This window comes from Lederbergia lenta NBRC 16444, assembly GCF_001591545.1.
GTDB lineage: Bacteria > Bacillota > Bacilli > Bacillales > Bacillaceae_C > Lederbergia > Lederbergia lenta.
The window spans coordinates 1,841,180-1,854,679 of record NZ_BCVC01000001.1 but is presented as its reverse complement, the minus strand read 5'-3'; the positions used below and the strand labels follow the sequence as shown (position 1 = coordinate 1,854,679).

Annotated in this window: 16 protein-coding genes; all 16 read left to right on the top strand. The window is 36.2% G+C overall.

All coding sequences use genetic code 11. The annotated features are described in order from the left end of the window. Positions 1-113 precede the first annotated feature (113 nt). The 16 genes from murG (at position 114) to BLE01S_RS08720 (ending at position 13,193) form a co-directional block, all read left to right on the top strand. Positions 114-1,211, top strand: a complete 1,098-nt coding sequence (gene murG, locus BLE01S_RS08795; RefSeq protein ID WP_066139904.1) for an undecaprenyldiphospho-muramoylpentapeptide beta-N-acetylglucosaminyltransferase — start codon at positions 114-116, stop codon at positions 1,209-1,211. A 168-nt stretch (positions 1,212-1,379) separates the two neighbouring features. Then, positions 1,380-2,165, top strand: coding sequence for a cell division protein FtsQ/DivIB (locus BLE01S_RS08790; RefSeq protein ID WP_066139899.1), 786 nt, complete (start codon positions 1,380-1,382; stop codon positions 2,163-2,165). Beyond that, the gene (locus tag BLE01S_RS08785; protein ID WP_066139896.1) at positions 2,143-2,850 is read left to right on the top strand and encodes a DUF881 domain-containing protein; all 708 of its coding nucleotides are present in this window, start codon (positions 2,143-2,145) and stop codon (positions 2,848-2,850) included. The genes BLE01S_RS08790 and BLE01S_RS08785 overlap by 23 nt, the downstream gene beginning before the upstream one ends. After that, positions 2,850-3,575 carry a DUF881 domain-containing protein gene (locus tag BLE01S_RS08780; RefSeq protein WP_066139893.1) on the top strand — a complete coding sequence of 242 codons (726 nt, stop codon included), beginning with the start codon at positions 2,850-2,852 and terminating at the stop codon, positions 3,573-3,575. The genes BLE01S_RS08785 and BLE01S_RS08780 overlap by 1 nt, the downstream gene beginning before the upstream one ends. 1 nt (position 3,576) lies before the next feature. After that, on the top strand, positions 3,577-3,933 hold the full coding sequence (locus tag BLE01S_RS08775) for a small basic family protein (RefSeq protein WP_066139890.1): 357 nt from the start codon (positions 3,577-3,579) through the stop codon (positions 3,931-3,933). Between the two features lie 128 nt (positions 3,934-4,061). After that, the gene (gene ftsA, locus BLE01S_RS08770) at positions 4,062-5,354 is read left to right on the top strand and encodes a cell division protein FtsA (protein ID WP_066139888.1); all 1,293 of its coding nucleotides are present in this window, start codon (positions 4,062-4,064) and stop codon (positions 5,352-5,354) included. 38 nt (positions 5,355-5,392) lie between these two features. Next, positions 5,393-6,538 (top strand): cell division protein FtsZ, encoded by a 1,146-nt coding sequence (gene ftsZ / locus BLE01S_RS08765; protein WP_066139885.1) that lies wholly within the window; start codon positions 5,393-5,395, stop codon positions 6,536-6,538. 429 nt (positions 6,539-6,967) lie between these two features. Continuing rightward, entirely contained in the window at positions 6,968-7,894 is a 927-nt protein-coding gene (gene spoIIGA, locus BLE01S_RS08760; protein ID WP_066139882.1) for a sigma-E processing peptidase SpoIIGA, read from the top strand. Positions 7,895-8,118: 224 nt separating this feature from the next. Next, positions 8,119-8,838: an RNA polymerase sporulation sigma factor SigE gene (gene sigE, locus BLE01S_RS08755; RefSeq protein ID WP_066139880.1), complete on the top strand. Its 720-nt coding sequence runs from the start codon at positions 8,119-8,121 to the stop codon at positions 8,836-8,838. Between the two features lie 145 nt (positions 8,839-8,983). Further along, positions 8,984-9,760 carry an RNA polymerase sporulation sigma factor SigG gene (gene sigG / locus BLE01S_RS08750; protein ID WP_066139877.1) on the top strand — a complete coding sequence of 259 codons (777 nt, stop codon included), beginning with the start codon at positions 8,984-8,986 and terminating at the stop codon, positions 9,758-9,760. 195 nt (positions 9,761-9,955) lie between these two features. Then, positions 9,956-10,231 carry a YlmC/YmxH family sporulation protein gene (locus BLE01S_RS08745; protein ID WP_066141066.1) on the top strand — a complete coding sequence of 92 codons (276 nt, stop codon included), beginning with the start codon at positions 9,956-9,958 and terminating at the stop codon, positions 10,229-10,231. Between the two features lie 92 nt (positions 10,232-10,323). Further along, on the top strand, positions 10,324-11,010 hold the full coding sequence (locus BLE01S_RS08740) for a YggS family pyridoxal phosphate-dependent enzyme (protein ID WP_066139874.1): 687 nt from the start codon (positions 10,324-10,326) through the stop codon (positions 11,008-11,010). A 2-nt stretch (positions 11,011-11,012) separates the two neighbouring features. Then, positions 11,013-11,453 (top strand): cell division protein SepF, encoded by a 441-nt coding sequence (locus tag BLE01S_RS08735; protein ID WP_066139871.1) that lies wholly within the window; start codon positions 11,013-11,015, stop codon positions 11,451-11,453. 5 nt (positions 11,454-11,458) lie between these two features. Beyond that, positions 11,459-11,722, top strand: a complete 264-nt coding sequence (locus BLE01S_RS08730; RefSeq protein ID WP_066139868.1) for a YggT family protein — start codon at positions 11,459-11,461, stop codon at positions 11,720-11,722. Positions 11,723-11,813: 91 nt separating this feature from the next. Beyond that, on the top strand, positions 11,814-12,587 hold the full coding sequence (locus BLE01S_RS08725) for a YlmH family RNA-binding protein (RefSeq protein ID WP_066139865.1): 774 nt from the start codon (positions 11,814-11,816) through the stop codon (positions 12,585-12,587). Between the two features lie 96 nt (positions 12,588-12,683). Beyond that, entirely contained in the window at positions 12,684-13,193 is a 510-nt protein-coding gene (locus BLE01S_RS08720) for a DivIVA domain-containing protein (protein ID WP_066139862.1), read from the top strand. Positions 13,194-13,500 lie beyond the last annotated feature (307 nt).

Here is a 13,500-nt window from a genome sequence, read left to right as displayed (position 1 = left end):
ACAATCTAGTGTAAACTCGTTTTTCTTGTATATTATATAGTAAGATAAGATAATTAAGGAGCTTTGAATTCTAATCTAGGTGACTTATATTAAATCCAAATAGAGGTGTCATAATGAAAATTATCGTAAGTGGAGGAGGCACCGGAGGCCATATTTATCCTGCCCTCGCTTTAATCCGAACAATAAAAGAGGAATATCCAGAGACGGAATTTCTATACATAGGAACGGAAAAAGGCTTAGAAGCCGATATTATTCGCAGGGAAAATATTCCGTTTGCGACAATTAATATTACCGGTTTTAAACGATCACTTTCTTTCGAAAATATTAAAACTATTTTTCGGTTTTTAAAAGGGGTAACTGATAGTAAAAAGTTATTAAAGGAATTTAAACCGGATGCGGTGATTGGGACAGGCGGATATGTATGCGGACCAGTTGTTTATGCCGCAGCGAAAAAAAAGATTCCGACGATTATCCATGAACAAAATAGTATACCTGGCCTAACGAATAAATTCTTAAGTAGGTATGTAGACAAAGTAGCCATTTGCTTTGAACAAGTTCGAGAATACTTTCCAGAAAACAAAGTAGTTTTTACAGGGAATCCCCGTGCGTCTGAAGTAATCGGTAAAAAAAATAATGAACTGATTCAATCATTCGGTTTGAAAGATTATTTACCTATAGCTTTGATTTTTGGAGGTAGTAGAGGAGCAAGACCAATTAATGAAGTGGTTATCAAGTCTCTTTCACAATTATCAAAGAAGCCATACCAAATTTTATATGTTACAGGGGAAGCTCATTATGATGAAGTGCAAATAGAAGCAGAATTGTTAGGGCAATTTGATAATGTCGTGATTGTACCATTTATACATAATATGCAAGAGTTACTTGCTTCCATTGATGTTGTAATTGGGCGAGCGGGAGCTACATCTATTGCCGAAATAACAGCGCTCGGTTTACCGTCTATTTTGATACCGAGTCCCTATGTTACGAATAATCATCAAGAAAAAAACGCAGAAGCGCTTGTTGAAAAAGGGGCAGCATACATGCTAACCGAGAAGGAATTAACTAGCCAACGTTTAATTACTGCGCTTGATGCATTATTATTGGATGAAGTTGAAAGAACAAATATGGGGAATGCTTCTAAAAAACTTGGTATCCAAGATGCATCAAACAGATTATTTGACGTAATTAAGGCCTTGCAAAAAAATGACTAAGTGATCTTGCAACCAACACATTATCTTTTGGTTAAATTATAACAACGCTCTTCTTATTTGAAGTAGAAAATATATATAAAGAACTAGGGCGAAAAATGATAGGCCCATGAGCCCTTATCGTGTTATTCTGGTTATATAAAATAGGTTTCGTTTAAAGGGGAAATGACTATGCAAAAAGGGAAAGTATTATCCCTTGAAGAAAGGATACCAAAAATAAAAGAACATCGAAGGCGAAAAGCCAATAGGCGCCTCATTCTTCTACTATCGTTATTCTTCTTACTAATTGTATCTGTCGTATATTTTCAATCCCCACTCAGTCATATAAAAAGAATTGAAATCAAAGGGAATGACAAAATTTCATCTGAAGAGATATTATCAGTTACCAAAATGGCAGAAGGCTTAAATATATGGAAAGTGGATAAGCGTTTTGGGAAAGAACAATTATTATCCCTACCAGAAATAAAAACAGCTGAAATAAAGGTCACATTTCCAAATGTACTGAAAATTAATGTAGTAGAATATGCGACGATAGCTTATATGGAGAAAGACCAGCAATACTATCCTCTATTGGAAACAGGGAAGGTATTAAATCAAAAAAAGGAATATAACACGATAGAAGACGCTCTGATCTTGATAAATTTTAAAACTGGTGATGTATTAAATGACCTAACTGCGGAGCTCAAGCAACTACCAACTGAAATCACCAATGTTATTTCCGAAATTCGTTATGACCCGAAGAAAACAGATAAATATCATATTTATCTGTATACAAATGACGGAAATGAAGTGAGGGCTAGCATCCCGACATTTTCAGAAAAAATGATACATTATCCTTCGTATATTAGTCAGTTAGACTCTGAGATTAAAGGCGTACTTGATTTAGAAGTTGGCTCTTTTTTTAAAGCTTTTGAAATAGAAGGAGAAGGTTTGGATGCAGAAGGGAAAGAAGAGTAAGTATGTAGTTATATCTTTTGTGTGTTTAGTCTTTGGTTTTATCCTCGCCTTTTCATATAGTTATACAAGCAAGGAAAAAGAGTCGGGACAAGGTATAACAGATAAGCAACATATAAAGGAAATGGAGCTGCGACAGCAATTAGTTAGTTATCAAGAAAGAAACCTCGGTTTGCAAAAAAAATTATACGAGAAACAAGATAATGTTCGGCAAATGGAAAAGCAACTTTCACAGGAAGAACAAACTTTTTCTGACTTAGCTGAGGATGCAGAAAAGTATCGTATGTTTCTTGGGAAAATTAAAGTAGAAGGACCAGGGATTGTTGTAAGTCTTGAGGATGGAGATTTTACTACTGAAGGCAATGTCAATGATTATTTAGTCCATGAACACCATGTATTTAAAGTGATCAATGAATTATACATTTCCGGTGCATCAGCAGTTGCGGTTAATGGCCAAAGGTTAAAGCATGATTCCTATATTGTTTGTACTGGTCCGGTTATTACTGTTGATGGTAATCCATTTCCCGCTCCATTTGAGATTACAGCTATAGGTGAAACAGATGTAATGGTCTCAGCTTTAACTTTAAAAGGTGGCGTTCGTGATCAATTAGTAAATGACAATATCACATTTACGCTGGAAAAGAAAAAACTAATTGAATTAGAGCCTGTATTGGGAGAAGCATCATAATGACTAAGCGAACAAAACTTTACTTTACTTTTATTACTTTCATTATTGGATGTATGATTGCGATCCAGTTTCAAACAGTGCAGGAGCCTGTTGTAAGAGATACACGCGACACATGGGAGCTTCGTCAACATCTAACAAAGGAAATGGAGCTCTATTCTAAACTAATTAGAGAAATTCAAAAAAACGAAGACAGAATTCATAATTATGAATCAGAAATTGCTGGTAGTAAAGAAGAGACATTAAGGCAAACATTACAAGAATTAAGAAAAGAAGCAGGCTTAACCGAAGTAACGGGTCCAGGAATTATTTTAACGATCGAGCCTCTCACAGAAGCATTGTTACTCGGTGAGAAATTTAATGCTGTATCACCAGTGATTCTCCAGCGTTTAATCAACGAATTGAATATGTTTGGTGCAGAACATATTTCAATTGATGGAGAGAGAATCATTAATACGACTGTAATACGTGAAATTAATGGAGAGACTAAAGTCGGTAATCATTCTCTCAATGTTCTACCATTCAACATATTGATTATTACGGAAAACAAAGACTCTGCTGATAAAATGTATAATAGAATGCAAGTATCACCATCTATTGAAGACTTTTTCATTGATAATTTACGGGTGAAAATATCAAAGCCTTCGGATTCAATTACTATAACACCATTCGTCGACACACTTCGTATACGTAATATGAAGCCCGCGCAAGAAAAAGGAGAGAACTAAGATGTGGCTTCCGTTACTTGGTCTTCTAATAGGAATTACATTTGGATTGTTAACTGATATTACCATACCAGAAGAATATGCTAACTACCTTTCTATAGCAGTACTAGCATCACTGGACACTTTATTTGGTGGGATCAGGTCTCACTTACAAAATTTATATGACAACCGTGTATTTGTATCTGGTTTTTTCTTTAATATAGTATTAGCTGCAAGTTTAGCTTTTCTAGGTGTTCATCTTGGTGTAGACTTATACTTAGCTGCAATTTTTGCATTTGGCATAAGACTATTCCAAAATATAGCAGTGATTCGCAGAATTCTATTGAATAAATGGGCTAGTGCTAGAGAAAATTCTAAATAAATAGTATTATAAAAAGGAAATACTCAATTAGTGCCGAATGTATTTTATTAAGTAAACTCAAGGATGATTACAAATGAATCTATTAAATAAACGAAGAAAAAAAGTTTTGTAAAAGGAGGTGCCATGGATTGAACAACAGTGAAATATATGTCAGCCTGGACATTGGTACATCCACAGTGAAAGTGATAATTGGAGAAATGACAAATGATTCTTTAAATATCATTGGTGTTGGAAATGCCGATTCTGAAGGGATTAGGAAGGGCTCAATTGTTGATATTGATGAGACAGTTCAGTCTATAAAAAAGGCAGTAGAACAAGCGGAAAGAATGGTCGGAATGCAAATCAATCATGTCATTGTCGGCATAGCGGGCAATCATGTCGGGCTTCAGCCGTGTCATGGTGTAGTTGCGGTTTCAAGTGAAAATAGAGAAATATCCGATGAAGATGTTGGAAGGGTAATGGATGCTGCTGAGGTTGTATCTATCCCACCAGAGAGGGAAATTATTAATATCATTCCTCAACAATTTATTGTAGACGGATTAGATGAAATTACCGATCCAAGAGGTATGATTGGTGTTCGACTAGAGATGGAAGGTACAATCATTACAGGTTCAAAAACAATTTTACATAATACGCTGCGATGTGTTGAAAGAGCTGGCCTTGAAATTGTGGAAATTGTGTTGCAGCCATTAGCTACCGCATCAGCGGCGTTATCTAAAGATGAACAGAATCTCGGAACAGCATTAATTGATATCGGTGGAGGTTCTACAACAGTAGTTGTGTTTGAGCAAGGCTCTATCAAAGGAACAAGCGTCATTCCAGTCGGTGGGGAGCATATCACCAAAGATTTATCTATCGGACTAAGAACAGCTACAGAAGATGCAGAAAAAATTAAAATTAAGCATGGCCACGCTTTTTACGACCTTGCATCAGAAGATGAAGTGTTTAGCGTACCAATTATTGGTAGTGATCAGCATCAACAATTTAATCAGCTAGAATTATCTGATATTATTGAAGCGCGAATGGAAGAAATCTTTGAACTTGTCCAACAAGAAATAAAGCGGATGGGTGGTAATTCAGACCTCCCAGGCGGGTATGTGTTGACAGGTGGAGTAGCAAATATGCCTGGTGTTATGGATTTAGCCCAAGTCATCTTGCAGAATCGCGTTCGCGTTGCTAGTCCTGATTATATTGGTGTTCGGGAGCCGCAATTTACTACAGCAGTAGGATTAATTCGTTATGCTTATAAGAATGCTAGATTGCAAGGCAGAAATATAAGTGCATCACCCATTCATCATTCAAATGATCCGACAGATAAACGACCAACCAAAGAAGTTTCAACCAAACAACAAAAAGAAAAAGATACGGATGAGAAAATAGGCTCAAAAGTAAAAAGATTTTTTGGTTACTTTTTCGAGTAGGCATCCCAGCTGAATAAACCAAATTAGGAGGACTTGCTATGTTAGACTTCGATACAAATTTAGATTCATTAGCAACGATTAAGGTAATCGGTGTAGGTGGCGGTGGAAATAACGCTGTTAACCGGATGATAGAACACGACGTACAAGGAGTAGAATTTATAGCCGTTAATACAGATGCACAGGCATTAAATTTATCAAAAGCTGAAATTAAGATGCAAATCGGAGCTAAACTCACTAGAGGACTTGGAGCAGGAGCCAATCCAGAAGTCGGTAAGAAAGCAGCTGAAGAAAGCAAGGAGCAGATCGAGGAAGCATTACAAGGTGCCGACATGGTATTTGTTACTGCTGGTATGGGCGGTGGAACAGGTACTGGTGCTGCACCTGTTATCGCACAGATCGCTCGTGACCTCGGTGCACTCACTGTAGGTGTTGTTACACGACCATTTACTTTTGAAGGTAGAAAGCGTGCTAACCAAGCCGGCGGTGGAATCGGGGCAATGAAGGACGCGGTAGATACTTTAATTGTCATCCCGAATGATAGACTTTTAGAAATAGTTGATAAGAGCACACCAATGTTAGAAGCATTCCGTGAAGCGGATAATGTTTTAAGGCAAGGTGTACAAGGTATCTCAGATTTAATCGCAACACCTGGATTGATTAACCTTGACTTTGCAGATGTTAAAACAATTATGACAAATAAAGGGTCTGCTTTAATGGGAATAGGTATTGCCACTGGAGAAAATCGAGCATCCGAAGCTGCTAAAAAAGCAATATCATCTCCTTTACTTGAAAAGTCTATTGAGGGTGCACAAGGTGTCTTGATGAATATTACAGGCGGTTCTAATTTAAGTCTATATGAAGTACAAGAAGCGGCTGACATTGTAGCTTCTGCTTCAGACCAAGAAGTGAATATGATCTTTGGTTCAGTTATTAATGATAACTTGAAGGACGAGATTATTGTAACTGTCATAGCAACTGGTTTTGATGAGGCACCTACTGCCCAGCAGCCTAAACAGCAGCGTCCTACATTTGGACAATCTAAACCGATGAATCAAAATACACATGTGACACAACGGGAACCAAAAAGAGAAGAACCTCAAGAACCATCCCGTACAAACCAGCAACCTGTAGAAGATACCTTAGATATACCAACTTTCCTAAGAAATAGAAATCGCAGAAGATAGTTCTATTGTAGAGAGCATATCGAAATTTTAAAATTAGATTGTGGCCAAAACAGACCTGATGAACGTTTATTGGGTCTGTTTTTGTATGAAGAATATTTTCTTTTGAGATGGTTACCTTCCATAAATGATATTTTTTCAGTATCCATAGCCTCAAGTATCAATGAAAACATCAAGATAGCTGCTTTAAAGGTTTTGACTTGTAAGTAGATGGACTCTTTTTTTATACACTACACTCTCCTCTCTTTTTTGACATATGTACCTGTCCGATAATTTTTCTGTTAATTTGACAATCTTCCAAAGAAGATGTGAAAACTTCTGCATTTTCCCACCTACAAACCGACACACTTCAAATTGTGCATACTATATACTTTTTTATAATAGAACAAAGGAAACGAAAACTTGTTGCTTTCGGAAAGGGAGGAGGTTTGCTTGGTCGTATATTTAGATGTAATCTGGCTGTTAAATTTCCTTGTTGATAGCTTGCTTATATGGATGACAGCAATATTTTTAAAGAGAAATATACATCTTGCTAGAATTCTCTTGGGGGGATTAATAGGGTCTTTACTTATTATATTATCTATTACACCATTAGCTACATTAGCAAATCATCCGTTATCAAAAATAGGTATTTCAGTTATTATGATTCTCTTTGCATTTGGTTTTAAGCGATTAAATTATTTTATTAGTGGGTTAATGACATTGTATTTCTCTACATTTTTAATGGGTGGGATACTAATTGGGATTCATTACTTATTAAATTTCGACATTGAGCTACAATCTGCAGTTCTAGTGAATAGCATACAAGGATATGGAGATCCAATTAGTTGGTTATTTGTAATGATCGGTTTTCCTGCTGCATGGCATTTCTCGCAACGCAGCACGAATAGGATTACAGTTTCTAATCTAGTCTATGATGTCTTAGTTGATGTAGATGTTGTTATCAATGATATAGAATTTTCATTAAAAGGATTAATTGACAGCGGGAATAACTTGTATGATCCAATTTCTAAAATGCCTGTAATGATAGTGCAAGCATCAGCCGTGGCCGATCAGCTACCAAAAGAAATTCTTCTTCTGGCTTCTAGTAAAAATGACAATTTGGATGCAGTAGGACAAATACCTCCACAATGGGCAGATATGATGAGACTGATTCCGGCAACAACCCTTGGCCAAAAAAATCAATTACTATGCGCATTTAAAGCTGATAAAATGACACTTTTGGAAAATAACACTGTAAAAGAAGTGAAAAAAGCACTTATTGTATTTACGGATCAAGAACTTTCGGGTGATCAACGTTTTCACTGTATTATCCACCCGTTAATGGCTTCAGATGGCATTATTCAGCCTGCGTCCTAATAATAAAAGAGATTTCTGAAAAATTCATTTACTCTGAGCGAGTTGAAAGATCAATATATAACCACTGAGCATTCAGCATACAGAGGTACTCGCTTTTCCTTGAGAGGAAGCCCGCATTTACTTGGGACAAACGAAGTGTATGTTGAATGGTAGTTTAAATAATAAGTATGAATATGAGTAAGCGTCTGAAAAATGAGCTTGAAAGATTGGAAGGAGGATCATTTTTGAAAAAATTACGATTGCGTCTGTATTATTATTGGTATCGATTACTCAAGAAATTCGGTTTAAAATCTGATGAAGTTTTCTATATCGGTGGTAGTGAAGCATTACCTCCGCCACTGTCTAGAGACGAGGAAGCAATATTATTAAATAAACTTCCTAGTGGAGATAAAACGGCTAGATCGATTTTGATTGAAAGAAATCTGAGACTAGTCGTATATATTGCGCGTAAATTTGAAAATACGGGCATTAATATTGAAGATTTAATTAGTATTGGAACGATTGGTTTAATCAAAGCTGTTAATACATTTAATCCAGAGAAAAAAATAAAATTAGCTACATACGCGTCAAGATGTATCGAAAATGAAATTCTAATGTATTTGCGAAGAAATAATAAAACCCGCTCTGAAGTGTCTTTCGATGAACCATTGAATATTGATTGGGATGGAAATGAATTATTATTATCTGATGTTTTAGGGACAGAAAATGATATTATCACAAAGGAATTGGATGCAAATGTAGATAAGTCATTGCTGTTAAGGGCACTTGAGAAATTATCTGACCGGGAAAAACAAATTATGGAACTGCGTTTTGGTCTTGTGGGAGGAGAAGAAAAAACACAAAAGGACGTAGCTGATATGCTTGGGATATCCCAGTCATATATATCGAGACTTGAAAAAAGAATCATTAAAAGACTGCAAAAGGAGTTTAATAAAATGGTTTAGAAAAAATAATATAAGTAGTTTTCTTCCTTAATAATCAAGGTGTTATCGTATTTTTTTAACATCAAAGAAAAAGTAATTATGCATAGATTTTCCCCCTACGGAGATACTTAATTTTGTATAGCTGCTCCTGCAAGGAGGGAAAAAGTTGAAGCGGAATAAAGTTGAAATATGCGGTGTGGATACTTCTAAGCTCCCCGTGCTAAAAAATGATGAAATGCGGAAACTTTTAAAGGAAATGCAACAAGGGGACTTATCAGCGCGTGAAAAACTAGTGAATGGAAATTTAAGGCTTGTTTTGAGTGTCATTCAGCGCTTTAACAACAGAGGTGAATATGTGGATGACCTTTTCCAAGTTGGCTGTATTGGACTGATGAAATCAATAGATAATTTTGATTTGAACCAAAATGTTCGTTTTTCTACTTATGCAGTACCGATGATTATCGGGGAAATTCGGAGATACTTAAGAGATAATAACCCAATCCGAGTTTCAAGATCTTTAAGAGATATAGCTTATAAAGCATTGCATGTTCGAGAAAAGTTAATGGCAAAGTACTCGAAGGAGCCAACTGCCTTGGAAATCGCCAAAGAGTTGGACATTCCTCGAGAAGAAGTTGTATTCGCTTTAGATGCGATTCAAGATCCAGTATCATTATTTGAGCCGATATATAATGATGGTGGAGATCCGATTTTCGTGATGGATCAGCTAAGCGATGAAAAAAGCCGCGATACATTATGGATTGAAGAAATAGCGCTGCATGATGGTTTGCAAAGATTAAACGACCGAGAAAAAATGATCATCCGCAAACGATTTTTTCAAGGGAAAACACAAATGGAAGTCGCAGAGGAAATAGGAATATCGCAAGCACAAGTTTCTAGACTTGAAAAAGCAGCTATCAAACAAATGAATAAGAATATCCAGTAAAAAAGCATCATACCCCTTCTACACGATGGGGGTATGATGCTTTTTAAGCATGGAAGAAGTATGAAAAAAGATGATTTTTATTGTGCGAGTAAGTTAGTTGAACATAAGTTTTCATATTTCATTCCATACATGAATGTCTATCGCTTATGCATACATATAGTAATGAGCGATCCTGAATATGAGAGGGGAATTGTTATGGTGAGAATATCTGAATTTCAAATTAAAGATGTAGTAAATATTAGTGATGGAAAAAAACTTGGTAACATCGGAGACATAGAAATCAATCTTGAGACCGGTAAGATTGAAACGATTATTATTGGCAATACGGGAAGACTTTTAGGATTTTTCGGTAGAGAGGAGGAAATAGCTATTCCCTGGAATCAAATCGTAAAAATAGGTACAGATGTTATTTTGGTAAGACATCAAGTAACTAAATTTGTTCAAAAGCAGATTAGTGAGCCACAACAATAAGTTTACAATATCCGTTTACACTCATTTATGGTACACTAAAGAAAATATCCTTTCGTCTATTAGGGACAAAGAATTATTAGGAGTTTTAATTCATGACAGTAAAGAGTAAATTAGCAGTTATTAATAATAATATTGCAGTAGCCTGTGAACAATCTGAAAGATCTCCTAATGAAGTGGCTATCATTGCGGTTACAAAATATGTTTCTACAGAAAGAGCGTTAGAAGCTCATGATGCAGGAATTATACATTTTGGTGAGAATCGTGATGATGGTCTTACTTCTAAATGGGAAGCGTTCAAAGGTCAAGCAGTTTGGCATTTTATTGGCACATTACAAACAAGAAAAGTGAAGAATATCATTGATAAAGTTTCCTTTATTCATTCATTGGACAGACTATCTCTCGCTAAAGAAATTAATAAGCGAGCAGATAAGCAGATTAAATGTTTTGTTCAAGTGAATGTTTCAGGTGAAGAATCGAAGCATGGTATCAATCCAGATGAGGTAATTCCTTTTATTGAACAGCTTAGTGAATATCAAAATATTGTTATTGTAGGTTTAATGACAATGGCCCCACATACAGATGACAGCAGTATCCCGCGCGCGTGTTTTCGGAAGTTGAAGCATATTCAAATAGAAATAGCGAAGATGAAATTGGCACATGCTCCATGCACAGAATTATCGATGGGTATGTCGAATGATTATCTTATTGCAATTGAAGAAGGTTCCACATTTGTTCGTATTGGTACAGCGCTTGTTGGGGAAGAATCTAAGGAGGGATAATGATGGGCATGAAAACGAAGTTTAAAAACTTTTTTCAGCTGGAGGATGAATATGAGTACGAGGAAGAAGAAGTTGTAAAGGAAACACGTCCAAGTGTGGAAAGTGAACAACCTATAAATCGAAAACAAAATGTCGTTAGCTTACAAAGTGTCCAAAAGTCTTCAAAAGTGATTTTGATTGAACCAAGAGTATATGCAGAAGCGCAAGAGGTTGCTGATCATTTAGTTAACCGTCGAGCAGTCGTTGTCAACTTACAAAGAATACAGCGTGATCAAGGTGTGCGTATTGTCGATTTCTTAAGTGGTGCCGTATATGCTATTGGTGGCGATATCCAAAAGGTAGGTCAGGATATCTTTCTGTGTACGCCAGATAATGTGGAAGTCTCAGGTAATATATCTGAACTAATGAATGATAGTGAATTTCAAGATACGAGGTGGAGTTGAGTAATATGAACATGATCGTTGGTATATTAGCTACATTAATACAATATTATTCTTTTGCATTAATTATTTATATTTTAATGTCTTGGTTTCCAAATTCTCGAGAAACAGGGATTGGCCAATTTTTAGCGCGAATTTGTGAACCTTATCTAGAACCATTTCGTCGATTTGTTCCGGCGTTAGGAATGATCGATATTTCCCCAATCGTTGCTTTTTTTGTATTAAGGCTGGCTACAGGTGGATTACAACAACTCGCGCTCTGGTTTGGTTAAAAGAGAAATTAGAGTAATTTTGTGATGTATACAACGACTTGTGGCAAAGTCGTTGTGATCTATGTAGTAGGAACTAAATGGAGTGTGAGCAATGTCTGTCGTTTACCAGCATTTCAGACCAGAAGAAAAAGAATTCATCGATCAAGTTGTCGAGTGGAGAGAATACGTAGATCGCACTTATGCAGCTAAATTGACTGATTTTCTTGATCCGCGTCAACAATTTATTTTAAGTGCACTTTTGGGAGAAAACAATGAGGTATGTTACCAGTTCTTTGGGGGAGCGGAAAACAGTGAGCGAAAAAGGGCTTATATCTATCCCGGATATTTTGAACTAAAGGACGAAGACTTTCAAATTGGGCTATATGAGGTTGATTACCCGCGAAAGTTTATTCAACTAGATCATAGAATGGTTCTGGGTTCCATCATGTCACTTGGACTAAAGAGAGATAAATTTGGTGATATTAGAAAGAGCGGTGACAGGATTCAATTCTTCATGGCTGAAGAAGTAGAAAGTTATATTTTTTTGGAATTAAATCAAATTGGTAAAGCCAAAGTGACCATTCAAAAACAAGCTGATGATCCGATTTCATCCGATGAACAATGGCGTGAATCAGAAAAAACAGTCAGTTCTTTGCGCCTCGATGTTATCCTTGCAGCTGCTTATAATATCTCAAGACAAAAGTCACAAAATCTTATTCAACAAGGGCTCATAAAAGTCAATTGGGAAAAGGTAGAACAAACTGCATTCGAGTGTATGGCAAGCGATGTATTGTCTGTACGTGGAATGGGACGATGTAAAATTATTGAGATTCAAGGTAAAACAAAAAAAGATCGATGGCGTATAAAAGTAGGATTATTAAAATAAACGAGATAAATTTCAAGATTATCGACATATTCCGTCGGAATTCTGTATAATATCAATATACGCATAGTCGAAAGATGAGCAGTGGAGGTGGCATTCATGTCGTTAACGCCAGTGGATATACATAATAAAGAATTTGGTAAAAAGATGCGTGGTTATGATGAAGATGAGGTTAATGAATTTTTGGATCAAATTATTAAAGACTATGAACTGATCCTTCGCGAGAAAAAGGAATTGGAAGACAAATTGACTTCCACAAATGAACGATTAGGACATTTCAGCAGTATTGAAGATACTTTGCACAAGTCCATAGTTGTTGCTCAAGAAGCAGCAGAAGAAGTAAGAGGCAATGCGCAAAAAGAAGCAAAACTAATCATCAGAGAAGCAGAAAAAAATGCGGATAGAATCGTAAATGAATCATTGTCTAAAGCGCGTAAAATAGCACTGGAAATTGAAGAACTGAAAAAACAATCAAAAGTTTTTAGAACTAGATTTAAAATGTTAATTGAGGCACAATTAGATTTAATAGGTCATGACGATTGGGATCAATTAATGGAATTTGAAGTAGATGCGACAGAATTGAAAGCTTTAGAGGATGTAGACCAGTAATCTTGACGCATCAGTTGTTTCTCACATATAATGAAATATATTTTAATAATATAAACGATGACAGGGATAGTATATTTCTCAAAAGCCTATTAATAGTAGACAGCGATCTAGGGAGAGTGAAAGCCTAGGATAGGTGGGAAGTAGAAGATCACCCTCGAGTTCTTGACTTGAAAGCTTGATGCGAGTAAATGATAGCGGCCATCCACGATACGGAGTAATGAGCGGACAGTTTACCGTGAAAACGGCATTGTCTATGTGGGTGGTACCGCGGGAAAATAACCTTCTCGTCCCTTTTGGGATGAGAAGG